Here is a 24,759-nt window from a genome sequence, read left to right as displayed (position 1 = left end):
ACTGCGCCTCTAACGGTGTATGTTTTTTACACCATTTTTTAGTAACTACGTATGGTGTCTGGCCGATCTTGTTGCCTTTGAGTAGCAAGAGGAAGATTCAGATAGCGATACGGACCAATATAAAGGTTTGTCCTATGAAAACTGGTATCCACCCAGAATACAAAGCTGTAAACGCTACTTGTTCTTGCGGTAACTCTTTCGAGTTCAACACTACGCTAGACAAAGACACAATCCACCTAGATGTATGTGACAAATGTCACCCGTTCTACACTGGTAAGCAACGTATCGTAGATACAGGCGGCCGTGTTGATCGCTTCAACAAGCGTTTTGGTACTCTAAGCAGCAAAAAATAATCTGCCACTATTTTTTAGTGTTAGACCGAATTGGAAAGGGATGCTTAGGCGTCCCTTTTTTCTTATCTAAAATTTAACACCTGCGCTACCAAGTTAATCTTCTATCCTTTAATATTACGATTTCTTGTTCCCCTCGTATTTTAGGATTACATCATTATGTCAGATGATCAGCAGCAAAATGATTTTCGCCAAAGAGCACTTGATTACCACGCTCAACCAACAGCGGGTAAAATTGCCATCTCACTTACCAAACCTGCCGATACCGCAGAAGATCTTGCTTTAGCGTATAGCCCAGGTGTGGCTGAGCCGGTTCGTGAAATCGCGCTGAATCCTGATAACGCTTATAAATATACCGCTAAAGGTAATACGGTTGCGGTGATTTCAAACGGTACCGCGATTCTTGGTCTTGGCAATTTAGGGCCATTGGCGTCTAAGCCTGTTATGGAAGGTAAAGCATTATTGTTCAAACGCTTTGCTAACCTTGATTCGATTGATATCCAAGTAAAACACCGCACCATTGATGAGTTTATCGATACCGTTGCCAATATTGCCGATACTTTTGGTGGCATTAACCTAGAAGATATTAAAGCGCCGGATTGTTTTGAAATTGAGCGTCAATTGGTTGAGCGTTGTGATGTACCCGTATTCCATGATGACCAACACGGTACCGCGATTGTAACGGCAGCAGGTATGTTGAATGCGATTGAGTTGCAAGGTAAGAAACTGGAAGACTGTAAAATCGTGTGTTTAGGTGCGGGCGCAGCGGCGGTGGCTTGTATGGAGCTATTGATCAAATGTGGCGCATTGCGTGAAAAAATCTACATGCTAGATCGTAAAGGCGTGATCCACACTCGTCGTGATGACCTAAATGAATATAAGCAATTATTTGCTAACAACACCGATATGCGCACCTTAGAAGATGTGATCAAAGGGGCTGACTTATTCCTCGGTGTATCGGGTCCAAACTTATTGCCACCAGAAGCATTAGCGTTAATGGCAGATAAACCTGTGGTGTTTGCTTGTTCAAACCCAGACCCGGAAATTAAACCTGAAATTGCTGCCAAAGTACGTAACGATTTGATCATGGGTACTGGCCGCAGTGATTATCCAAACCAAGTGAACAACGTGATTTGTTTCCCATTCATTTTCCGTGGTGCATTAGACGTACGTGCGAGCGAAATCAATGATGAAATGAAGCTGGCTGCCGTCGAAGCGATCCGTCAATTAGCCAAACAAGACGTGCCTGCAGACGTGTTAAAAGCGGCGGGTGTCGATAAGCTAGAGTTTGGCCCTGACTACATCATTCCAAAACCAATGGATCCACGTTTGTTATCTGAAGTGGCTGGCGCTGTCGCTCGCGCTGCGGTTGAATCGGGTGTGGCGCGTATTGAGTTGCCGGAAGAGTATCAGCGATAACGGAACTCGAATTTCGTTTCTCGTGATTCGAAAAAGCAAAAGCCAGAACGTTGATTCGTTCTGGCTTTTTTATAGTGAGGCATTACAGCGAGAAAAGATATTCGAGAAACGAGCCACGAGTATCCCGAGGCACGCTGTTAATCATCAAAATTCTCAAATTCAATGCCCATTTCTGTCATCAAACGTTTTACTTCGGCAGGAAGATCATCAGGGCGGTCTTTACGCAAATCTTCATCGGTTGGTAATGGTTGACCTGTATAAGCATGTAAGAAGGCTTCACATAGCAGTTCGCTATTGGTGGCGTGACGTAAGTTATTCACCTGACGGCGAGTGCGTTCATCGGTCAATATTTTAAGCACTTTTAATGGAATCGATACTGTGATTTTTTTCACTTGTTCGCTTTTTTTTCCATGTTCTGCATACGGGCTTATGTAGTCACCGTTCCAATCTGCCATCACGCACCTTCGTTCTGATTATTTATAAATAAGTCACGGCGCTAATTTTAGGTGCATTTACCGCCAAAAGTAAAGACATTTAGATGGCTAGAGGTCTTGACGTCTTTTGTGGTGAGAGATAAAGTACAGCAATGTTCGCTCATATATGAATAAGCGCGATTAGCTCCATTATTGATTGCAATAATTTTGATAAATTACGCCCGTCTAAATAGCGCTTTGAAAGTATTTGAGTATAGTGTCTGTATACAAAGATTGTGCACGCAAAGGAAAGGAATACGCCAATGAGTTCAAGAAAGCCCGCCACTGTCGCCGTTCGTACTGGAATTGAGTCTGATAGCCAATTTAATGCCGTCGTTCCGCCGATTTACCTTTCGACTAATTACGGCTTTCCTGCTTTTGGTGAAGTGCCAAAATACGATTATACCCGTTCGGGCAACCCCAACCGTGGCTTATTAGAGCAAGCGCTTTCAGAACTAGAGCAAGGTGCCGGAGCGGTGATTACCAACTGTGGTACTTCGGCACTGAATTTATGGGTGTCGGCGTTTATTGGCCCAGAGGATCTGATTGTTGCCCCGCATGATTGTTATGGCGGTACCTACCGTTTATTTAATACTCGTGCGCAAAAAGGCGATTTTAAAGTTCAGTTTGTCGATCAATCGAATCAAGCGGAATTTGATGCCGCGATCGCGAAAAAACCGAAACTGATTTTATTAGAAACACCGTCAAACCCTTTGGTGAGAGTGGTGGATATTGCTGCAGCTTGTGCAAAAGCTAAGCAAGTGGGCGCATTAGTCGCGGTGGATAACACTTTCTTGACACCTGTGTATCAAAAACCATTAACGTTGGGCGCTGATTTTGTGGTGCATTCCACCACTAAATACATCAATGGGCATTCTGATGTGATCGGTGGCGTGATCATCGCCAAACAAGCCGAACATGCCGAAACACTGGCCTGGTGGGGCAATTGTATTGGTGCAACTGGGACGCCGTTTGATAGCTATATGACCTTGCGTGGTCTACGTACGCTTGCGGCCCGTATGCGAGTGCATGAAGAAAGTTCACAAGATTTATTAGCATACTTACAAGACCAGCCATTGGTGGGAACGATTTATCACCCAAGCCTGCCGCAGCATCCTGGGCATGATATTGCTAAGGCTCAGCAGAGTGGGTTTGGTTCTATGCTCAGTTTTGAAATTAATGGCAGCATGGAACAGCTCAAGACCTTTGTGGGTCAGTTACAATTATTCTCTTTAGCGGAATCGCTAGGGGGAGTGGAAAGTTTAGTGTGTCATCCTGCGTCGATGACCCACCGAGCTATGTCAGATGAAGCGCAAGCAGAAGCGGGAATTTCTCCACTGTTGCTACGTGTGTCTGTGGGATTAGAAGACAGTCAGGATTTAATTGCTGATTTAGAGCAAGCTTTCAAAAAAGCACAAGAGGTAGCGTAAATGACATCTGCTCGTCAGTTACACAAGTTTGGTGGTAGTAGTTTGGCCAATCCAGAGTGCTACAAACGAGTCGCCAACATATTAAAAGAATATTCAGCGCCAGCGGATTTGATCGTGGTTTCCGCGGCAGGCAGTACCACCAACCGTTTGATCGATTGGATTAATGCATTAGAAAAAGATGGCCGAATTGCTCATGAAATTTTGCAGCAATTGCGTCAATTCCAAATTGGGTTAGTTGAAGAACTATTACCGGAAGAAAAAGCCGCGCCTTTACTGGAATTACTGAATAAAGAGTTCACGGCGCTAGGGGATATTACTGGTCCCATCAATGACGTGAAACGAGCCAGCATTCTTGGCCATGGTGAAGTGTGGTCATCTCGTGTTTTAGCTACATTGTTATGTCATCTTGATATGGAAGCAGCGCAAGTCGACTCTCGTGATTTCTTACGTGCAGAGCGTGGCGCGCAGCCAGAAGTCGATCGCGGTCGTTCGCTGCCTTTATTGAAAGATATTCTTGCTCAACATGGTAAACGCCGGGTCGTAATTACCGGTTTCATGGCTCGCAATGAAGCGGGTGAAACGGTACTTTTAGGCCGCAATGGCTCCGATTATTCTGCCACTGTGATTGGCGCCTTATCAGAAGCCATACGAGTCACTATTTGGAGTGATGTGGCGGGCGTGTATAGTGCGGACCCACGTAAAGTGAGTGATGCCTGTTTACTGCCGTTATTGCGTTTGGATGAAGCGAGCGAATTGGCTCGTTTAGCCGCGCCAGTTCTGCATAGTCGTACCTTACAACCTGTGGCACAAAGTGCGATGGATTTAAGCCTACGTTGTAGCTATCAGCCTGAATCAGGTTCGACTCGCATTGAGCGCGTGTTGGCATCGGGCCGTGGTGCCAAGATCATCACTTCATTAGACGAAGTGTTACTGATTCAAGTGAACTTTGGCGCCGGACATGATTTCTCTCGTTTAGAAGCCGAATTAATGCGTTCATTAACTCGTGCGCAATTACAGCCTTTGGCGACCCTATCTCAACCCGATCAAGGCAGTGTATCTCTGGCTTATACGGCGGAAATTGCCGCAGGGGCATTAACCTATTTACAAGACACCGCGGTTGGCGCTGAAATCAAACTGCTTGAAGGCTACTCTATGGTGGCGGCTGTGGGCGCAGGTGTAACCATTAACCCGAACCATTGCTACGGTTTTTATCAGCAGCTGAAAAATGCCCCTGTTGAATTTATGTCGGAATCAGAATCTGGCTTAAGTTTGGTCGCAATTTTACGCAAAACCGATGTGGCTAAACTGGTGGTTGGCATTCATACCCAGTTATTTCAAGCTCAGAAACGCATTGCGATTGCTCTATGCGGTAAAGGCAATATCGGTTCCAGTTGGCTGGAATTGTTTGCCGAGCAAAAAGCTGAATTAGAAAAACGTCGCGGTATGAGTTTCGACCTTGTTGCGGTTGTGGACAGTCAAACCTATTGGCTAGATTTAAACGGTATCGACCCTGAACAAGCGTTAACGCGTTTTGCTGATGAAGCGATTGAGAATGATGGCAAAACTTGGCTGGAAACTTTAGCTCATCAAACCGATTATCATGAAGTGGTGGTGATGGATGTGACAGCAAGTTCGGATCTTGCGGCGCAATATGAGCAAATCGCAGAACATGGTATGCATTTAATCTGTGCCAATAAAGTTGCTGGTTCGGCCTCAACCGAAGATTATCAGCGCGTGGTCAATGCGTTTGAAAAAACAGGTCGTCATTGGCTATATAACGCCACCGTTGGTGCAGGTTTACCGGTTAACTACGCCATTCGAGATTTACGCAATAGTGGCGATCAAATCACAGCGGTATCGGGTATCTTCTCTGGTACGTTGTCTTGGTTGTTCCAGCAGTTTGATGGCAGCATTCCTTTTACCGATTTAGTCGATTTAGCCTGGCAACAGGGGTTAACTGAGCCGGATCCTCGCTCAGACCTTGATGGCTCAGATGTCATGCGTAAATTGGTTATTGTCGCCCGTGAATCGGGTTTAGAAATTGAACCTGAAAGCGTTAAGGTGGAATCTCTAGTGCCTGATGAGCTAAAAGATTTATCTACCGATGATTTCTTCGAGCAAGGACATGTGCTGAATCAGCTCTTATCAGAACGCTTAGCGAAAGCGCAAAAGCAAGGTAAAGTGCTGCGTTATATCGCCCGTTTATCGCGTGATGGTAAAGCTACCGTTGGCGTTGAGGCGCTTTCTCCGGAGCATGCGTTAGCCAACTTATTGCCGTGCGATAACGTGTTTGCGATTGAGAGCAAGTGGTACAAAGATAACCCGCTTGTGATTAAGGGCCCGGGTGCCGGTCGTGCTGTGACGGCGGGCGCGTTGCAATCGGATCTCAACCGTTTATCTAACCTTATCTAAACTCTTAAAGACGCAAATATTCAATGCCACGCCTTACTTTAAGTCGTGGCATTGTTGTATTTAATACTTGCTCGATAAAATCATGAAGAAAATTCATGTTTATGGGATTGACATTCGATCCCATTCAATACATTCTGTAGACATATAGACGTCCAAATGAGTTTGATTTGAATATATCAGCGGCTAAGGATGCATCTGAGATATTTTCTAGTTTTTTAGGTAAGCGATTTTAGTGAGTGGCAAAGCCACAGGGAGTTAAACATGAGTTATTCACATGCAGGGCATATTGATGCGCTAAATCACAACGTGGCTGATTTAGCAGGTAAAATCAACGTATCGTTTGAATTCTTCCCACCTAGCAGTGAGAAGATGGAAGAAACCTTGTGGAACTCAATTCATCGCTTAAAGACACTTCAGCCTAAATTTGTTTCCGTGACGTACGGTGCCAACTCTGGTGAACGTGATCGTACCCACTCGATTATCAAAGAAATCAAAGATCAAACTGGTCTAATCGCAGCTCCACACCTTACTTGTATTGATGCTTCTCGTGAAGAATTAAAAGAAATCGCACAAGATTACTGGAACAACGGTATTCGCGATATCGTAGCGTTGCGTGGTGATCTACCACCAGGTGGCGGCAAGCCGGATATGTACGCATCAGATTTGGTTGAGTTGCTAAAAAGCGTGGCAGATTTTGACATTTCTGTGGCGGCTTATCCTGAAGTGCATCCAGAAGCGAAAAATGCGCAAGCTGATCTGATTAACCTGAAACGTAAAGTAGACGCCGGTGCCAACCGTGCGATTACCCAGTTCTTTTTTGATGTTGAAAGCTACCTGCGTTTTCGAGATCGCTGCGTAACAGCGGGCATTGATGTGGAAATTATTCCTGGCATTTTACCGGTTTCTAACTACAAGCAAGCGAAGCGTTTTGCTGATATGACCAACGTACGTATTCCAAGTTGGATGGCAAAACAATATGAAGGTTTGGATGACGATCCTGTGACGCGTCAAATGGTCGGAGCAAGCCAAGCGATTGATATGGTGCGCACATTAAGCCGTGAAGGGGTGAAGGATTTCCACTTCTATACGCTTAACCGTTCTGAAATGACTTACGCACTTTGCCATACTTTGGGTGTGCGTCCGCGTTAATTTTTCCTTTAAAGTTGTTTATATATGGCTGATAAATTTAGGTTTATCAGCCTTTTTTATACGTGACTTTTTAGAAGTGCATGGCAAAAACAAAAAACCGCGCTGACCTTAATCAGCGCGGTTTGATTTTATTGCTCAAAAGCCAAAGATTATGCGGTGTTGCGCATACCTGCTGCGATACCCGCAATGGTCAACATTAACGCTTCTTCGAGTTCAGAAGATGGGTTTTCTGTTTGACGTGTACGGTATAGCAATTCTGCTTGCAGCATATTCAATGGCTCAACGTAGATATTACGTAAGCGAATGGATTCTAAGCCCCAAGGATCGCTTTGCATCAAGTTCTCGTTATTCTCCACGTTCAGAACGGTGACAATGTCTTTTTGCAACTGTTCACGTAGACGCTCGCCAAGCGGCCATAATGACTCATCAGTTAAGCGGTGATCGTAGTAACGAGAAATATCAATGTTACATTTCGAGTAAACCATTTCTAGCATGCCAAGGCGCGTTGAGAAGAATGGCCATTCACGACACATTTCTTCTAGCATTGGCTGGTGGCCTTGATCGACCGCGTGCTGGATAGCTTCACCAGCGCCAAGCCAGGCTGGAAGCACTAGACGGTTTTGGCTCCAAGAGAAAATCCACGGAATCGCACGCAAGCTTTCAACACCACCGTTCGGGTTACGTTTTGATGGGCGAGAGCCTAGTGGTAATTTACCAAGCTCTAGCTCTGGCGTTGCTGCGCGGAAATAAGGAACGAAGTCTGGTTCACCACGGACAATGCCACGGTAAGCATCACAAGACACATCCGAAATGGTTTGCATCAATTCGCGCCATTCTTTTTTCGGCTCTGGTGGTGGCAGTAGGTTCGCTTCAAGGATAGCGCTGGTGTACAAGTTAAAGCTGTTAACCGCAACATCAGGTAAACCCAGTTTAAAGCGGATCATTTCGCCTTGTTCTGTTACACGCAAGCCGCCTTTTAAGCTGCGAGGTGGCTGTGAAAGTAGTGCAGCATGCGCTGGAGCACCACCACGTCCGACGGTACCGCCACGACCATGGAATAGCGTTAGCTCGATACCTTCCGCATCAGAGACTTTCACTAGTTTGTCCATCGCATCATACTGAGCCCAGCCCGCAGCCATTACACCTGCATCTTTTGCTGAGTCAGAATATCCGATCATCACCATTTGATGGTTGTTGATGAAGTTACGATACCAATCGAGTGAGAACAACTGCTTCATGACGGTTTCAGAGTTGTTCAAGTCATCCAGCGTTTCGAATAGTGGGCACACGTCCATGCGGAACTTGCAGCCGCACTCTTGCAAAATTAAGTGAACCGCTAATACGTCAGAAGCGGTACGCGCCATAGAAATAACATAAGAACCGAAGGCTTCACGAGGATGCTCCGCCATCACACGACAAGTATCTAGCACTTCTTGTACTTCAGGAGAAGGCTCCCAATTACGAGGCAGAAGAGGGCGTTTTGAGCTGAGCTCTTTAATTAAGAACTGTACTTTTTCATCTTCTGACCATTGGTCGTAGTCGCCGATTTCTAAGAAACGGGTCATTTCGGCAATCACATCAGAATGGCGGGTACTTTCTTGGCGAATATCAAGGCGCACAAGATGGATACCAAATGCCTTAACACGGCGTAGCGTATCAAGTAGTGAGCCTTCCGCAATGATGCTCATGCCACATTCGTGTAGTGATTGGTAACAGGCCAGTAGTGGGTCCCAAAGTTGCTCCACGCGCTCAAGGATTGGCAGGTTAGGAACTTCGGTGCCATTAATGCGAGCATCCAGCACGGCACAGGTGTTATTTAATAAAGTACGCAGACGTTTTAGGATAGCGCGATACGGTTCGTGTTCTTCACCAGATAGCTCACGGACTTTGTTATTGCATACTGTCATTGATAATTCAGTGATTAAATCTTGAATATCAGTGAGGTATAAATCGGCTGCTTTCCAGCGAGATAACAGTAGGACTTCCGCGGTAATTGGGTGAGTTACATTTGGGTTACCATCACGGTCACCGCCCATCCAAGAAGAAAAGTGCACAGGGCGAGCATCAATCGGCAGTGCTTCGCCAGTGAATGATTTCACACGACCGTTAAATTCACGTAGGAATTCAGGTACCGCTTGCCATAGAGAGTTTTCTACTACTGCAAAGCCCCATTTCGCTTCATCAAGCGGTGTTGGACGTTGCTGGCGGATAACATCGGAATGCCAAGACTGAGCAATTAAACCTTCTAGGCGGCGTTCAGTACGAACACGTTCACGGCTAGAAAGGTCACCAAGCTCGAGTTTAGATAGGCAATCGTTGATTTTGACCAGCTTATTGATCATAGTACGACGCGCAATCTCGGTCGGGTGGGCCGTCAGTACTAGCTCAATGTTTAATTCTTTAATGGCTTGCGCCGCATCTTCTTTACTGATGTTGTTGGACGCCAGTTTGCCAAATAATGATTCAATCGCATCAGGCTCACACACGTATTCTTCACAGTGGCGTGAAATAGTGTGGAATTGCTCTGCAATATTGGTCAAGTTAAGGAATTGGCTAAAAGCGTGCGCCACAGGAGTGAGTTGATCGTCAGGAAGGTTTCTGATCTCTTCGATCAAGTTTTCCCTGTCTTCCTGATTCCCTGCGCGAGCTGATTTAGAAAGCTTACGAATGGTTTCAACTTTATCAAGAATCTCTTCACCATGAGCTTCTTGAATGGTTGCGCCGAGTAAGTCACCGAGCATGCGAACATTGCTCTTTAAAGCGGCATATTTTTCATTCATCGTCGTTTCACCTTGTAATTTAATTACATCCATTTAATTTTTAAGCATTACAATCTAGCGAAATTATTTGCACTGAGTCAAATATTTGCCGCTATTGTGAAAAAATAATACCAACCTTCTTGATGTGAATCAGTTCTTTTTCATTGGTACAATTTTTCATCTTGTCGAGCGAACACTTTGTTATCTATACCATAATTCGGGTACAGCCCTCGGTATCGCCAAGCGCTTAATGCGGTGTGCTTCAATTTTTACTCATTAGGCCCAAAAGCCACGTTGTTTTCTTAATATCAATAAAGTAGCGATCAGGATAAAGCGTTAAATCTGCAAACTATCTTTACTTACTGATGTTACTAACTTCACCGAACCGATATTACTAGCGGAAGCAGTACTCATACATGGATTTGGTCAAGATATTGATGGTTGGATCGATAAATTCAAACGCTAAGAATTCATCAGGCTGGTGTGCTTGGTCAATCGAGCCAGGCCCCATGACGAGAGTTGGACACACTTGCTGTAAAAATGGCGCTTCAGTGCAATAGTTGACAGTTTCCGATGGCATATCGGTGAGTGATTCCATGCTTTGAATAAACGGATGATCATGTTGACATTCGTAACCTGGGATCGCTTCATGCAAAGGAGTAATATTAATACGACCTGGCCATTTCTCTTGCACCTCTTTGAGCGCGGCGGTGAGCATGTTGTTTAGCCCATCTAAGCTGATGCCCGGCAGTGGACGTACATCGTAGTGCAGTTCACAACAACCACAGATACGGTTGGCGCTGTCACCACCATGAATATGACCTAGGTTTAACGTTGGGGTTGGAATATCAAATCCTGGGTGGTGGTATTCTTTAATCAATTGATTACGTAGTTGCATTAATGCAAACAGCACTTCATGCATGATTTCAATGGCATTGACGCCCAGCGCTGGGTTAGACGAGTGTCCAGAGTGACCTGTAACGCGAATGGCGTTGGCAACGTGGCCTTTGTGGGCGCGAATGGGCTTGAGGCTGGTCGGCTCACCAATAATACAATAGTCGGGTTTATAGGGCGCATCCCCATTTAAACACGATTCAGTAAAGTGGCGAGCGCCAAGCATACTGGTTTCTTCATCGCAAGTAGCCAAAATATAAAGCGGCTTGGTTTGTTTTGACCAATCGACTTTTTTCACCGCTTCTAAGATAAACGCAAAGAAGCCTTTCATGTCGGCAGTGCCTAAACCATAGAAACGATTGTTATCTTCTGTTAAGGCGTGCGGATTATAATTCCAGCGACCTTCATCAAATGGCACCGTGTCGGAGTGGCCAGAGAGAAGCAGTCCACCTTCCCCTTGTCCTTTCTTCGCGATCAAATTGTGTTTGCCTTCGGCGACTTCAATGACTTCCACCGCAAAGTCTAAATCTTTCAGCCATTGCGCCAATTTAGCAATGACTTCCGTATTACCTTGATCCCAGGTTGGATCGGTCGCGCTAATGGAAGACGTGGAAATAAGGTCACGGTAAACCTCTTTAAAATTCGGTATTGTCATAATAATTCCATTTATTCTGATGCAAAGTTCGGTTTTTAGCTCGAACCAAATTGAGTCACGAAAGAAGACAGACCTTATCCATCAAGCTTTTCACCATTGTGCGTTATTCGCTTTCTATTGACAAGAAGCTAAGAAAACGATAAAACACATATTAAATCATTATTTGTGAATAAAAAATCACATATTGCAGTTTTTAAAGAGTGTGTAGTCAGATTGAACTCTCTCATTGCAGTGGTCATGAACCGCTGATATCGTAGAGACTAAATGGAAACATTAGCACACAAACAAATGGATAGGTGAGTATGCTAAAAACAGTGATTATTGGTGCCAGTGGCTACACAGGTGCAGAGTTGGCGTTAATGGTGGATAAGCATCCACAGCTCACGCTATCGGGTTTATATGTATCAGAGAATAGTGTTGATGCAGGTAAGCCTATCTCCGATCTGCACGGTAAATTGAAAGGCTTAGTTGATTTGCCTGTTTTGCCTTTGACTGACGCCAATGACATCGCTCAGCAAGCGGATGTGGTCTTTCTCGCCACCGCCCATGAGGTCAGCCACGATCTCGCTCCGACTTTCCTTTCCAATGACTGTACCGTATTTGATTTATCGGGCGCTTATCGCGTTAAAGCGGATGGCTTCTATCCGCAATATTACGGTTTTGAACATACGCAAACCCAATGGCTGGAACAAGCCGCTTATGGTTTAGCGGAATGGAATGAAGAGCAAATTGCTCAATCTCAGTTGATTGCCGTTCCAGGTTGTTATCCAACCGCTTCTCAATTGGCGATCAAACCTTTAGTTGAATCTCAACTGCTTGACCTTAACCAATGGCCGGTCATCAATGCCACCAGTGGTGTAACGGGCGCTGGTCGTAAAGCGACGATGACCAATAGCTTCTGCGAAGTGAGTCTGCAACCTTATGGTGTATTTAGCCACCGTCATCAACCTGAAATCGCTTCTCATCTTGGCTGCGATGTCATTTTCACACCTCATTTAGGTAATTTCAAACGCGGCATTCTTGCGACCATTACCATGAAATTGGCTGATGGCGTCAGTGAGCAGGATATTCAACAAGCATTTGAACAGGCATATCAAGGTAAACCTGCGGTACGTTTACTCGATACTATTCCACGTCTGCAAAATGTCGAAAATACGCCGTTTTGCGATATTCATTGGAAAGTACAAGGTTCACACATCATTGTGATGTCAGCGATTGATAACTTGCTTAAAGGCGCGTCTAGCCAAGCGATGCAATGTTTGAACTTGCGTTACGGTTTCCCGGTTTTAACCGCGTTAGTATAAGGCGAAGCAATGAGTTTAAATCCTTTAGTGATCAAATTAGGTGGGGCGGTATTATCGGATACCGACACGCTGGCGTTATTGTTCCAAACCATTGCGAATTATCAACAACAAGCTCAGCGTCAGATTGTCATCGTGCATGGCGGCGGTTACTTAGTTGATGAGTTAATGGATAAGCTGCAGCTTGAAACCGTGAAGAAAAACGGCTTACGCGTGACCCCTTTTGAGCACATTAATTACATCAGTGGTGCATTAGCAGGAACGGCCAATAAATTGTTGCAAGGCCAGGCGATGAAGCTAGGTTTGACGGCGGTAGGTTTGAGTTTAGCGGATGGCGGATTGTGCCAAGTCACGCAATTATCGGAAGAGCTAGGTGCGGTTGGTGAAGCAAAATCCGGTAATGGCGCGGTACTGCAGGCGATTTTAAATACTGGCGCGTTGCCGATCATTAGCTCGATTGGCATTACTCTTGATGGCCAATTGATGAATGTTAATGCAGACCAAGCGGCGGTAGCGGTGGCGACAGCCTTGGATGCCGAATTGGCGCTATTGTCTGATGTTTCTGGTGTGCTCGATGGTGATAAACAATTGATTGCCGCGCTCGATCAAACTCAAGCGGATGCGTTGATTGAGCAAGGCGTGATCACCGATGGCATGATCGTCAAAGTGCAGGCGGCTTTGGATGCGGCAAAAGAATTGGGCCGCGCGATCGAAGTCGCAGGCTGGAAGAATCCACAAAAATTAACTGAATTATTTGCTGGCAACAGCATTGGAACACGCTTCTTACCTTAATGGTGAGAGGGGATTTTATTTTACATTATCCACGGATCAACGCTGAACAAATGAACGCTAGATTAGCGTGCGTGATTCCAAGGAAGGCAATATCAAATTTTGGGAGAAGTACAATGGGTAAATTAAGCGTTGATAAATCAAGCATCAACAAAGTGGTAGTCGCTTATTCTGGTGGCTTGGACACTTCCGTTATCATTCCGTGGCTAAAAGAAAACTACGAATGTGAAGTGGTCGCTTTTGTGGCGGATGTAGGCCAAGGTGAAGAAGAATTAGTTGGCATCAAAGAAAAAGCCATTGCTTCGGGTGCCTCGGATTGCTACATCGCCGATCTTAAAGAAGAAATGGTGGCGGATTACATTTACCCAACCCTAAAAACGGGCGCCTTGTACGAAGGTAAATACCTGCTAGGGACTTCAATGGCGCGTCCAATCATTGCGAAAGCACAAGTAGAAGTGGCACGTAAAGTGGGCGCGGATGCTTTGTGTCACGGTTGTACCGGTAAAGGTAACGACCAAGTTCGTTTCGAAGGCGCATTTGCCGCACTTGCTCCTGATCTGAAAGTGATCGCACCATGGCGTGAGTGGGACTTAGTCAGCCGTGAAGAATGCTTGGACTACCTAGCAGAGCGTAATATTCCGTGTACTGCCTCTCTAACTAAGATTTACTCGCGTGATGCTAACGCATGGCACATTTCAACCGAAGGTGGTGTGTTAGAAGATACGTGGAATGCACCAAACGAAGATTGCTGGGTATGGACGGTTGATCCTGAGCAAGCGCCAAATGAAGCAGAATATGTGTCACTAAAAGTTGAAAAAGGCGCCGTGGTTGCCGTTGATGGTAAAGCGCTATCGCCATACCAAGCCTTGGTGTACTTAAATGAAAAAGGCGCGAAACACGGTGTGGGTCGTATCGATATCGTGGAAAATCGTCTAGTTGGAATGAAATCTCGCGGCTGTTACGAAACTCCGGGAGGCACCATCATGATGGAAGCGCTTCGTGCAGTTGAGCAATTAGTGCTAGATAAAGCCTCGTTTGAATTCCGTGAAGAGCTAGGTTTGAAAGCCTCTCACCTAGTATACGATGGTCGTTGGTTCACACCACTATGTAAGTCTATCTTGGCAGCTACAGAAGAACTGGCGCAAGATGTGAATGGTGAAGTGGTGATCAAACTGTACAAAGGCCAAGCGACTGTGACGCAAAAACGTTCTGAAAACAGCTTGTACTCAGAAGAGTTTGCTACTTTCGGTGCTGATGAAGTGTACGACCAAAGCCATGCAGGCGGTTTCATCCGTCTATACTCATTATCAAGCCGCATTCGCGCTTTGAATGAAGCGAAGAAGAAATAGAAACGAGTCTCGTGGCTCGAATGCTCGTGAATCGAAAGTGTACGCTTTGATTCATGAGCATTTTGTTTAACTATATTGAATACCAGACACACTAAAAATATAAAAAAGTGGAAACTCGAGAAGCGTAGCGTTCTAGCTACGAGAAACGAAGTGTTCGAAACTCGACAATACAATGGACTAAGCAGGAGATTCACAATGGCATTATGGGGCGGAAGATTTACCCAAGCAGCAGACACTCGGTTTAAACAGTTCAATGATTCATTGCGCTTTGATTACCGATTGGCTGAGCAAGACATTGTGGGGTCAATCGCTTGGTCTAAAGCGTTGCTTTCGGTAGGTGTACTGACGGAAGAAGAGCAGCAAAAACTTGAATTGGCATTGAATGAACTCAAACTGGCGGTGATGGAAGATCCGGAGCAAATTTTGCAATCGGATGCTGAAGACATTCACAGTTGGGTCGAATCACAATTGATCAGCCGTGTTGGTGATTTAGGCAAAAAGCTGCATACGGGCCGTTCACGTAATGACCAAGTGGCCACCGATTTGAAATTGTGGTGTCGTCAGCAAGGTCACCAACTACTTATTGCGTTGGATCGCTTGCAATCGCAAATGGTGTCAGTCGCCCGTGACCATCAAGGTACGGTTCTGCCGGGTTACACGCACTTACAACGTGCCCAACCCGTGACCTTTGCACACTGGTGTTTGGCGTATGTGGAAATGTTTGAACGTGATTATTCGCGTTTGTCTGATGCGATCAAACGTTTGGACACTTGCCCGCTTGGCTCTGGTGCATTGGCGGGAACGGCTTATCCGATGGATCGTGAGCAACTGGCACATAACCTTGGTTTTCAACGCGCGACTCGTAACAGCCTAGATTCGGTTTCCGATCGCGATCATGTGATGGAGCTGATGTCAGTAGCCTCGATTTCGATGCTGCATTTATCTCGCTTAGCTGAAGACATGATCTTTTATAACTCGGGTGAATCGGGCTTTATTGAATTGGCTGATACCGTGACCTCTGGTTCATCTCTAATGCCGCAAAAGAAAAACCCGGATGCGCTTGAGTTGATCCGTGGTAAAACTGGCCGTGTGTATGGCTCTTTAGCTGGCATGATGATGACGGTTAAAGCCTTGCCTTTGGCGTACAACAAAGACATGCAAGAAGACAAAGAGGGCTTATTTGATGCGCTCGATACTTGGAATGATTGCATGGAAATGGCGGCATTGTGTTTTGACGGCATTAAAGTGAACGGTGATAGAACCCTCGAAGCGGCGAAACAAGGTTACGCAAACTCGACAGAATTAGCCGATTATTTGGTGGCGAAAGGTATTCCATTCCGTGAAGCGCACCATATTGTCGGTGTGGCAGTGGTGAGTGCGATTGAGAAATCTTGTGCGCTGGAAGAATTGTCGCTGCAAGATTTGAAAGCCTTCTCACCTGTGATTGAAGAAGACGTGTACGAGATTTTAACCATCGACTCGTGCTTAGAAAAACGTTCAGCACTGGGTGGCGTTTCGCCGAAGCAAGTGGCGTATGCGGTGAATCAAGCTCAGAAACGTTTGGATGATCGTGATAACTCCGGTGTTACCGTGCGTGCGGCTCGTCTTACTGATATCGACGCGTTAGAAGGTATGGTGGCGTATTGGGCAAGCCTAGGTGAAAACTTACCACGTAGCCGTAATGAACTGATTCGCGATATTGGCTCGTTTGCAGTATCGGAGCATCACGGCGAAGTCACCGGTTGTGCGTCTTTATACGTATATGACTCAGGTCTTGCGGAAATTCGCTCACTGGGCGTTGAAGCCGGTTGGCAAGGTCAGGGCCAAGGCGCTGCCATCATTAAGCATTTGGTGGATAAAGCGCGTCAAATGGCGATTAAGAAAGTGTTTGTGCTAACTCGCGTGCCTGAGTTCTTTATGAAGCAAGACTTTATTCCGACTTCGAAAACCTTATTACCAGAAAAGGTACTGAAAGATTGCGACCAATGTCCACGTCAACATGCTTGTGATGAAGTGGCATTAGAAATCAATTTGAATGAACAAGTGATTATGAGAGTCAGCGTGGCATAAGCCATATCAATAATCGTTCAAAAAGCGCACCGATGAGTGCGCTTTTTGTTCTAAGTCTGCTTTTTTTATAAGGAAATGAACTAAACAAAAAACGGTGTTCAGAGTATAATTTCGCTTAATTCGTTGGATTGGCGGTACTCTTTGTTTAAACATTTTCTCACTGCAAATCCCAAAGCCGCTGCAAAAATCATCACGAAAGATAAACACGCCCTAATCATTTAAACGCTAGAATCATACATGGACTGTGTATTTACTTGTTATTTGACAGGTGAAATATCAGTTCGTGCTGTCTGCTGTCACTAAGGTCACTCACCAAAGGTATATGATGTGAACATTGATTTTTTCCATTTTGGATTACCACTGCCTGACTTGATTGTCGGGGCATCCATCTATTTTCCACCTATGTTCAAAGCGTTTCTTCTCGGGCTGTTAATTTGGGCGGGCGTTAACCGAGTATTACGTGATTGGATGTATTCTGGTGAAGTCTGGCATCCGACTTTGATGAATTTATCTCTCTTTATTCTTTCTATTTTTGTCGCATTACTACTGTTGATTGGGTACTAATTTGAAAACATTAAAATATTTCTCAACCTTAATTGTGTTTGCTGTAGCGCTGTGTGCGGCTTGGTGGATGTGGAATTACTACATGCAATCTCCTTGGACGCGTGATGGAAAAATTCGAGCCGATGTCGTGGATATTGCAGCAAACGTCAATGGCGTGGTGGTGAATCTTCCTATCCGTGATAACCAGTTTGTCAAAAAAGGCGATCTGTTGATGGAGATCGATCCTGTACCTTTTGAAATTGAAATCAAAGAAGCGGATGCCAGCTTAGCCACAGCCAAATCCAACTTAGAAAAAGCCAACAATGAATATACTCGTCGCCGTAATATGCGAGCGAATGTGATTTCAAAAGAAGAGTTAGATGAAGCACGCATTGCGGCTAATTCGGCTCAGGCACAATTAAAATCGGCGCAAGCCTCACTAGAAAAGGCACACTGGAAATTATCTCAAAGCAAAGTCTATGCACCGGTGGATGGTTACATTAGTCACCTTAAAGCCAAAGAAGGTCGCTATGCGTTGTTAGGGGTGGCGATGATTGGTTTGATTGATGCTAACTCGTTTTATGTGCAAGGCTACTTTGAAGAAACCAAGCTCAAACACATTCAAAAAGGTAATAAAGCCGATATCACTCTGTATTCAAATCAGCAAAAGCTCACCGGTGTGGTAGAAAGCATTGGCCGAGGCATTGTCGATCAAAGTGAAAGTGCATCGTCGGAATTGCTTGCCAATATTCAACCTAACGTTCCTTGGGTTCGTTTGGCCCAACGTATACCTGTTCGCTTTAAATTGACCGATTTACCGACAGACCTGCGTTTGATTGCGGGTACAACCTGTACGATTTCTGTGCATTACGAGTAAGCGAAGATGACGTTTCAATGGCTAGATATTCGTCAAACACCGTGGGGGAGAGCAACGGCTCCTCAATGGCGATATGCTCTTCGAAATTCGATTGCCATCATTTTAGCTTTGTATATAGGGTTTGTGCTGGAATTAGATAAACCCTATTGGGCGATGACCTCTGCGGCGGTAGTGGGGTTCCCGACTTTTGGTGGCGTGATCAGTAAAAGTCTAGGTCGAATTGTGGGAAGTTTTATTGGCGCATTTGCATCGATTTTGATTGTCGGTTACTCGATCAATGAGCCGTGGCTCTTTGTTTTTTACATGGCGATGTGGCTGTCTATCTGTACTTATGTCGCCAGCCATTTTGAGAATAATGTGGCGTATGCCTTTGCGTTAAGTGGCTATACAGCTGCGATTATTTCTTATGGTATGGTCAATACCACCGATATACATACGTTATTTACAGTCGCTCAAGCTCGGGTATGTGAAGTGGTACTAGGTATTGTCTGTGCTGGCGTGATGATGATGATTTTGCCTAGCACATCGGATGGACAAACCTTGCTTTCGACCTTGAGAAATACACAAAACCGCCTGCTGGAGCACTTTAACCTGTTACTGCAAAGTGACCATCCTAATCAAGAAACCATAGGTCAATCGCATCATTCAATGATCAATCAGATCTTGTCGATGAATCTATTGCGTATTCAAGCCTTCTGGACACATAAGCAGTTGAGAGAGCAAGACCCTTATTTACACCATGTTTTGCAACAGCAATTAAGCATCACCAGTTCGATGTCGAGCCTGCGTCGTATGTTGCTTAACTGGCCTGAAGCACCCCAAGAAATCAAAGAGACGTTACTTGAGCTGCAAACGTTTCTCGCCAGCGCGAATGTAAATCAATATGAGCTGTGTAAAATTCTCGCAACTATTCGCCCGCAAGAGCAGCATGATTATAAATACCACGCATTCTGGTTACGCTTAAGGGAGTTTTGTAAAGCTTTTTTGCGGACAGAGCAAATTCTACAAGGATTAGAAAACGGGACCAAAACCGGGGTGATTCAGCTTGGTGTGATGCCAAAACGCTCTCGGGTACGTCGTCATACTGACAGTATTGAAGCACTATTAAATGCCTTCCGCACTTTTTCATGCTTGATGTTAGTGAGTGTGTTTTGGATAGAAAGCAATTGGAGTATGGGCTATGGCGCTGCAATGCTGGCTGGAGTGAGCTGTGTGCTATTTGCCACTTATCCGGTAGCGAAGCCGGCTATGCTGGCACAAACGAATGCGTTGGTGGCTTTATTTGTTGTCTGCTTCTTCCTTAAATTCGGTTTAATGGTTCAGGTGTCAGAGTTCGTTCAGTTTGCGGTGGTGATTTTTGTCTTTTTGATCACGGCGCATTTATTGCGTTTACAGTACCCGAAGCAAGGGGCGTTTTGGGCATTGCTAGTGGTGATGCTGGGTTCCTTTATGATGATCACTAACCCACCAACCTATGATTTCGGCACGTATCTAAACTCTGGCATTGCAATGTTAATTGGCTCTATTGTGCCGATTTTTGCCTTTGGCATTATTAAGCCAAGTTCGGATCGCCGAAAAGGATTACGCATTGCCAAGTTCTTGCGTATGTCGATGGTGTATCAGTTGAGTGAGAACGGCAAGATTGATGGTGCAGAGTTTGAAGGCCTTGTATTCGATGGTATTAATCGATTGAGCCAAAGCCAAGATAAGGATACACGAATAGGTCTACTGCGCTTAGGGATTGTGATCCTAAATTGCCACAGCATTGTGGAGCGGTTACGTCAGCAACACAATGAAGAAGCGCGCTTGGTATTGACGGAAGTGACGCACTATTTAACGGTGGTGTTCAAAAATATCCGCATTCGCCAAGCCTATTTTAAATCGCATGACTGGCATTTTCATTATCAGCAAGATGAAGGGATATTAACGGATTCACTGCAGCATATTCAAGTGCTGGGTGAGCAATTAGCTCGCTCGGGAGAAGTGAAATTGGCGGGTTTAATTTGGCGGCTACATTGTTCGTTGTTGCCGTTGCAGCAAATAAAATTAAATAAAGAAGTGACTGAAATGGAACTTTCAACTCAATAGCGACTCATACTAAGTACACTGCTTTTTCTTAATTTAAAATCTCCCTATGGTTTTTTAAGAGCGCCCCGTAACCGGCTTGGATACGGGGTTTTTTCTTATTAGGCGATCTCTCATCATTATTCGTCCTCTTGCCAATAATAGTGAGTGTCGTGCTCTGCGCTGAAATAAAGGGCAGCGTAAAAGCCTGCTTGCATGCTGCGCATGTTGTTCAGAAGTTTTTTCATATTCTGCTCCTCTGTTTTTGTTTGGCAGAAAAAAGAGGCCAAAAGGGAGGCCTCAAAAGTAGTCGAGTGCGCGACTTGTTATAGAACGGCTAACCTTGTGCAGAAAGTCCGTGCTATAACTCCAACGCTTTAAATATGGTCAAAAATCTTTGATAGCTCCAATCATTTAGTGCTATTGTTTTGATAGTTTTTAACTATAGTTCTTCTCATTACTAATCTTTTAATAAACATAAATTTTTTAACCATAAATCTTTAATGGTTAAGTTTTAACTACGGAGTCTAAATCGTGAATATCCGAGATTTTGAATATTTGGTGGCATTAGCTGAGCATAAACACTTTCGCAAAGCTGCGGAGGCCTGTTTTGTGAGTCAGCCCACTTTGAGTGGCCAAATACGAAAAATGGAAGATGAACTGGGGACTTCTTTACTCGAGAGAAGTAGCCGTCGAGTTTTGTTTACCGATTCTGGTTTGCAGCTGGTGGCTCAAGCTAAGCGGGTACTTGGTGAGGTAAAAACCTTTACTGAGATGGCCAGTTTGCAAGGTAAAGACATGAGCGGTCCACTGCATATTGGTTTTATTCCAACGATTGGACCTTACCTTTTGCCTTTGATTGTGCAGCCGCTAAAAAAAGCCTTTCCAGATTTAGAGTTATTTTTACATGAAGCGCAAACCAATCAGCTAGTGCGTCAATTGGAAGAAGGCCGTTTAGATTGCATTATTTTAGCCTCAGTAGCGGAGACGGAGCCATTTATTGAACTTGATATGTTTAATGAGCCCTTGATGATGGCAGTGCCAGAAAATCATCCTTGGGCTCAAAACGATGAGTTGGATATGCATGAATTGAAAGGACATACGGTGTTGTCTCTTGGTGATGGGCACTGTTTGCGCGATCAAGCACTAGGCTTTTGTTTTGCAGCCGGAGCCAGTGATGATGAACGCTTTAAAGCGACCAGTTTGGAAACTTTACGTAATATGGTGGCTGCCGGTGGTGGGGTCACACTATTGCCGCAATTATCTGTGCCAAAAGAAAAGGTTAAAGATGGGGTCAGTTACCTAAAAGCGGTCAATCCTACACCAAGTCGTAAGATTGTATTGGTATATCGACCTGGGTCACCTTTGCGTAAGCGTTTTGAACAATTAGCGAAATTTGTTTCTCAAACGGTTGGAATTTAGTAAGACAAAAAAATAGGCCATCAATGCGATGGCCTATTGTTTATCAGTAGAAAGAATGAGGCTTAGAACAAGCTATCGCCATCTTCATCTTCTGAGTAAAGATCAGTACCTTGTTCGTCAGAGACATACTCCGTCGGCTCGGTGCCAGCTTCAAAGTATTCCCACATTGATGAATCATCGTTCTTACGTGTCAATAAGCCACTATCGCGGTCAATGCGCACGCGGATGATACCCGGTGGTAATTGTGTTTTTTGTTCTGGTACATCTTTTAGGGCAACTTTCATAAAGTCTACCCAGGCTGGTTGTGCTGTTGTGGCACCGGACTCACCGCCATTGTATTGCTCTTTGCGATCAAAGTTAGCATTCGCCGCAGTATAACCGAGTGGGCGGTTTGCTTGGTCAAAACCAACCCAAGTCGTGGCTACAATGCCTGGTGCGTAACCGTTATACCAAGTATCGACAGAGTCATTGGTGGTACCGGTTTTGCCGCCAATGTCACGACGTTTCAATACTTGACCACGCCAGCCTGTACCATTCCAGCCAGTCCCGTTACTCCAGACACCGCCACCCCAAATGTTGCTGTACATCATTTCGCGTACAAGGAATGCCGTCTGCGGTGAAATCACTTTTTCCGCATGTTTTGGCATTTCTTCAGTGCCTTTATCATCAACCACAATAGGCTGTTGTGAGCAGTTGTCACCACATACTTCGGTCGGATTAGCACGGAATAGCAAGTTACCGTACGGATCGTTAACATGGTCGATGTAGTATGGCTCTACGTAGTAACCTCCGTTAGCAAATACAGAGATACCTTGCGCCATTTTCAGCGGTGTTAAGCTTCCTGCACCTAATGCGATAGTTTCTGAATGTGGCAGTTTGTCTGGATCAAAACCAAAACGAGGTAAGTAATCAAGAACATTATCCAAACCGACACGACGGAGTGTTCTTACTGCCATCACGTTTTTCGATTGTGCTAAACCGCGACGGATCATGGTTGGGCCTAAATACACCGGTGGCGAGTTTTTCGGACGCCATGCAGTACCTTGACCTTCATCCCATTGGTTGATTGGCGCATCATTAATTAATGTTGCCAACGTTAAACCTTTATCCATTGCTGCCGAATAAATAAATGGCTTGATACTTGAGCCCACTTGACGCTCTGCCATCGTGGCACGGTCAAATTTACTGTGTACAAAGTTAAAGCCACCAACCAAAGATAACACTGCTCCATCATCTGGGTTAAGTGCAACAAAAGCCGTATTCACAATTGGCACTTGGCTTAGCTGCCATGCTGCATCAGCCAGTGGGTCATTGCTTTGCTGTTCAGCCAATGCATTTTCGGTTTCTTCTACGGCAGGTTTTTCTTGTAAAACCCTCATAGGACGAACCCAAATTTGCTGGCCAATTTCTAGCATGTCGGAGGCTTTGCTTGGTGCTGGCCCCTGGCGTTTATCGTTGTAGTATTTACGAGCCCATTTCAAACCATCCCATTCAATAGCTTGTTCGCCACGGTTTTTGATATACACCGTCGCCGAGCGCTGAGAAATGCTCGTCACTAGCGCAGGGTGAATAAGACCGAAAGTTGGCTTGTCTTTCAGGTATTTATCCATTTCTTCTTTGGTGAAAGGAGTATCCTGTGGTTTCCATGCCACCGCTTCTGCTCCACGGTAACCATGACGCTCATCGTAATTGAGTAGGTTGCCGATAGCCGCTTCATTGGCTGCTTCTTGTAGGTTCGATTTAACGGTTGTGTAAACTTGCATGCCGGAACTGTAGGCTTCTTCACCGTAGCGTTTCACTGCCCAAGAACGCGCCAGTTCAGCCACATAAGGGGCATTAACTTCAATGTGAGCACCGTGGTATTTGCCATCGATAGGTTCAGCATCCGCTTCATCAAACTCTTGCTGCGTGATGTAACCTTCTTCAAGCATACGCACTAGCACTACATGACGACGTGTTTTGGCACGATCCACTGAATAAATAGGGTTCATGGTCGAAGGCGCTTTTGGTAAGCCAGCAATAATGGCCATTTCACCTAAAGTTAAATCTTTTGGCTCTTTACCGAAGTAAGTTAAAGAAGCCGCACCGACACCGTAAGAGCGGTAGCCTAGGTAAATCTTATTTAGGTAAAGCTCTAAAATTTCTTGTTTATTCAGTACTTGCTCAATGTGGATTGCGATGAAAATCTCTTTGATTTTACGCATGATCTTTTTGTCATTCGACAAGAAGAAGTTACGAGCTAGCTGCTGAGTAATGGTACTCGCGCCTTGTTTCGCAGATCCTGCTACCGCCACTACCACTGCCGCACGGGCAATACCAATCGGGTCAATGCCGTAATGTTGATAGTAACGGCTGTCTTCTGTCGCAATGAAGGCTTCCTGCATTTGAAGCGGGATGTCATCAAGTTTCAGAGGAATGCGTCGTTTCTCACCAAATTGGGCAATCAGTTTCCCATCTTGACTGAAAACTTGCATTGGCGTTTGTAGTTGGACGTTCTTCAAAGTCGCAACATCTGGGAGCTGAGGTTTTAGGTAGTAATAGAACCCAAAAATTGTGGTCACTCCAAGAATCATGCAAACGAATGAAAATATGAGCAATGGCTTTATGAACTTCACCGGATATTCCCTGATTGAGTAAGGATGTGTCGATATAAACACCTGTACAGTAGGTGCTCATATTAGCATATCGCTAAAAAAATGCGTTCTTAACTTTTTATTTAGTCATGCCGTTATGTGGTTTTTAAGTCATGAGGATTTAACTCGTTGGTGCGACTTAACCACCTAGACCATAAAACGTCAAAGAT

General features: G+C 45.0%; 17 protein-coding genes. 13 read left to right on the top strand and 4 right to left on the bottom strand.

Annotation, left to right across the window (positions count from 1 at the left end):
* The first annotated feature begins 134 nt into the window (after nucleotides 1–134).
* Both rpmE and Vgang_RS11165 read left to right on the top strand, forming a co-directional pair.
* Nucleotides 135–353, top strand: a complete 219-nt coding sequence (rpmE, locus tag Vgang_RS11170) for a 50S ribosomal protein L31 (RefSeq protein ID WP_105902859.1) — start codon at nucleotides 135–137, stop codon at nucleotides 351–353.
* A 156-nt stretch (nucleotides 354–509) separates the two neighbouring features.
* On the top strand, nucleotides 510–1,769 hold the full coding sequence (locus tag Vgang_RS11165) for a malic enzyme-like NAD(P)-binding protein (RefSeq protein WP_105902860.1): 1,260 nt from the start codon (nucleotides 510–512) through the stop codon (nucleotides 1,767–1,769).
* A gap of 137 nt (nucleotides 1,770–1,906) precedes the next feature.
* Here Vgang_RS11165 and metJ read toward each other — a convergent pair whose 3' ends face one another.
* The gene (metJ, locus tag Vgang_RS11160) at nucleotides 1,907–2,224 is read right to left on the bottom strand and encodes a met regulon transcriptional regulator MetJ (protein ID WP_105902861.1); all 318 of its coding nucleotides are present in this window, start codon (nucleotides 2,222–2,224) and stop codon (nucleotides 1,907–1,909) included.
* A gap of 281 nt (nucleotides 2,225–2,505) precedes the next feature.
* On the opposite strand from metJ, the gene Vgang_RS11155 reads away from it, so the two are divergent.
* The 3 genes from Vgang_RS11155 (at nucleotide 2,506) to metF (ending at nucleotide 7,233) form a co-directional block, all read left to right on the top strand.
* A complete protein-coding gene (locus tag Vgang_RS11155; protein ID WP_105902862.1) occupies nucleotides 2,506–3,672 on the top strand; it encodes an O-succinylhomoserine (thiol)-lyase in 1,167 nt (388 codons plus the stop codon).
* Nucleotides 3,673–6,084: a bifunctional aspartate kinase/homoserine dehydrogenase II gene (locus Vgang_RS11150; RefSeq protein WP_105902863.1), complete on the top strand. Its 2,412-nt coding sequence runs from the start codon at nucleotides 3,673–3,675 to the stop codon at nucleotides 6,082–6,084.
* Between the two features lie 261 nt (nucleotides 6,085–6,345).
* The gene (metF, locus tag Vgang_RS11145; RefSeq protein ID WP_105902864.1) at nucleotides 6,346–7,233 is read left to right on the top strand and encodes a methylenetetrahydrofolate reductase; all 888 of its coding nucleotides are present in this window, start codon (nucleotides 6,346–6,348) and stop codon (nucleotides 7,231–7,233) included.
* 149 nt (nucleotides 7,234–7,382) lie between these two features.
* Here metF and ppc read toward each other — a convergent pair whose 3' ends face one another.
* Both ppc and argE read right to left on the bottom strand, forming a co-directional pair.
* The gene (gene ppc / locus Vgang_RS11140) at nucleotides 7,383–10,013 is read right to left on the bottom strand and encodes a phosphoenolpyruvate carboxylase (protein ID WP_105902913.1); all 2,631 of its coding nucleotides are present in this window, start codon (nucleotides 10,011–10,013) and stop codon (nucleotides 7,383–7,385) included.
* Between the two features lie 373 nt (nucleotides 10,014–10,386).
* The gene (gene argE, locus Vgang_RS11135) at nucleotides 10,387–11,541 is read right to left on the bottom strand and encodes an acetylornithine deacetylase (RefSeq protein ID WP_105902865.1); all 1,155 of its coding nucleotides are present in this window, start codon (nucleotides 11,539–11,541) and stop codon (nucleotides 10,387–10,389) included.
* A 302-nt stretch (nucleotides 11,542–11,843) separates the two neighbouring features.
* Here argE and argC point away from each other — a divergent pair, with 302 nt between their 5' ends.
* The 8 genes from argC to oxyR all read left to right on the top strand — a co-directional run bounded on the left by argC (nucleotide 11,844) and on the right by oxyR (nucleotide 21,956).
* Nucleotides 11,844–12,845: an N-acetyl-gamma-glutamyl-phosphate reductase gene (gene argC / locus Vgang_RS11130; RefSeq protein ID WP_105902866.1), complete on the top strand. Its 1,002-nt coding sequence runs from the start codon at nucleotides 11,844–11,846 to the stop codon at nucleotides 12,843–12,845.
* A 9-nt stretch (nucleotides 12,846–12,854) separates the two neighbouring features.
* Complete coding sequence (gene argB, locus Vgang_RS11125) at nucleotides 12,855–13,634, top strand: acetylglutamate kinase (protein WP_105902867.1); 780 nt, start codon at nucleotides 12,855–12,857, stop codon at nucleotides 13,632–13,634.
* Nucleotides 13,635–13,747: 113 nt separating this feature from the next.
* Nucleotides 13,748–14,980, top strand: coding sequence for an argininosuccinate synthase (locus Vgang_RS11120; RefSeq protein ID WP_105902868.1), 1,233 nt, complete (start codon nucleotides 13,748–13,750; stop codon nucleotides 14,978–14,980).
* Nucleotides 14,981–15,175: 195 nt separating this feature from the next.
* On the top strand, nucleotides 15,176–17,050 hold the full coding sequence (gene argH, locus Vgang_RS11115) for an argininosuccinate lyase (protein ID WP_105902869.1): 1,875 nt from the start codon (nucleotides 15,176–15,178) through the stop codon (nucleotides 17,048–17,050).
* A 327-nt stretch (nucleotides 17,051–17,377) separates the two neighbouring features.
* Nucleotides 17,378–17,614: a DUF1656 domain-containing protein gene (locus tag Vgang_RS11110; protein WP_170066848.1), complete on the top strand. Its 237-nt coding sequence runs from the start codon at nucleotides 17,378–17,380 to the stop codon at nucleotides 17,612–17,614.
* A 1-nt stretch (nucleotide 17,615) separates the two neighbouring features.
* A complete protein-coding gene (locus tag Vgang_RS11105) occupies nucleotides 17,616–18,470 on the top strand; it encodes an efflux RND transporter periplasmic adaptor subunit (protein ID WP_245879953.1) in 855 nt (284 codons plus the stop codon).
* A gap of 6 nt (nucleotides 18,471–18,476) precedes the next feature.
* Entirely contained in the window at nucleotides 18,477–20,558 is a 2,082-nt protein-coding gene (locus Vgang_RS11100) for an FUSC family protein (RefSeq protein ID WP_105902870.1), read from the top strand.
* A 510-nt stretch (nucleotides 20,559–21,068) separates the two neighbouring features.
* Nucleotides 21,069–21,956 carry a DNA-binding transcriptional regulator OxyR gene (gene oxyR / locus Vgang_RS11095; RefSeq protein ID WP_105902871.1) on the top strand — a complete coding sequence of 296 codons (888 nt, stop codon included), beginning with the start codon at nucleotides 21,069–21,071 and terminating at the stop codon, nucleotides 21,954–21,956.
* A 62-nt stretch (nucleotides 21,957–22,018) separates the two neighbouring features.
* On the opposite strand, the gene Vgang_RS11090 is transcribed toward oxyR, so the two are convergent.
* Nucleotides 22,019–24,571, bottom strand: a complete 2,553-nt coding sequence (locus tag Vgang_RS11090; RefSeq protein ID WP_105902872.1) for a penicillin-binding protein 1A — start codon at nucleotides 24,569–24,571, stop codon at nucleotides 22,019–22,021.
* Between the last annotated feature and the right edge of the window lie 188 nt (nucleotides 24,572–24,759).

Source organism: Vibrio gangliei (assembly GCF_026001925.1).
Lineage (GTDB): Bacteria > Pseudomonadota > Gammaproteobacteria > Enterobacterales > Vibrionaceae > Vibrio > Vibrio gangliei.
Note: the sequence above shows the minus strand (reverse complement) of the source record. Positions and strands in the feature narration are given on the sequence as shown.

Bases quoted from the DNA above. Each gene is read 5' to 3' on its own strand.
- argC (WP_105902866.1), top strand. From the start codon at position 11,844: ATGCTAAAAACAGTGATTATTGGTGCCAGTGGCTACACAGGTGCAGAG.
- Vgang_RS11100 (WP_105902870.1), top strand. From the start codon at position 18,477: ATGACGTTTCAATGGCTAGATATTCGTCAAACACCGTGGGGGAGAGCA.
- argE (WP_105902865.1), bottom strand. From the start codon at position 11,541: ATGACAATACCGAATTTTAAAGAGGTTTACCGTGACCTTATTTCCACG.
- argH (WP_105902869.1), top strand. From the start codon at position 15,176: ATGGCATTATGGGGCGGAAGATTTACCCAAGCAGCAGACACTCGGTTT.
- ppc (WP_105902913.1), bottom strand. From the start codon at position 10,013: ATGAATGAAAAATATGCCGCTTTAAAGAGCAATGTTCGCATGCTCGGT.
- rpmE (WP_105902859.1), top strand. From the start codon at position 135: ATGAAAACTGGTATCCACCCAGAATACAAAGCTGTAAACGCTACTTGT.
- metF (WP_105902864.1), top strand. From the start codon at position 6,346: ATGAGTTATTCACATGCAGGGCATATTGATGCGCTAAATCACAACGTG.
- Vgang_RS11150 (WP_105902863.1), top strand. From the start codon at position 3,673: ATGACATCTGCTCGTCAGTTACACAAGTTTGGTGGTAGTAGTTTGGCC.
- Vgang_RS11120 (WP_105902868.1), top strand. From the start codon at position 13,748: ATGGGTAAATTAAGCGTTGATAAATCAAGCATCAACAAAGTGGTAGTC.
- metJ (WP_105902861.1), bottom strand. From the start codon at position 2,224: ATGGCAGATTGGAACGGTGACTACATAAGCCCGTATGCAGAACATGGA.
- Vgang_RS11165 (WP_105902860.1), top strand. From the start codon at position 510: ATGTCAGATGATCAGCAGCAAAATGATTTTCGCCAAAGAGCACTTGAT.
- Vgang_RS11155 (WP_105902862.1), top strand. From the start codon at position 2,506: ATGAGTTCAAGAAAGCCCGCCACTGTCGCCGTTCGTACTGGAATTGAG.
- argB (WP_105902867.1), top strand. From the start codon at position 12,855: ATGAGTTTAAATCCTTTAGTGATCAAATTAGGTGGGGCGGTATTATCG.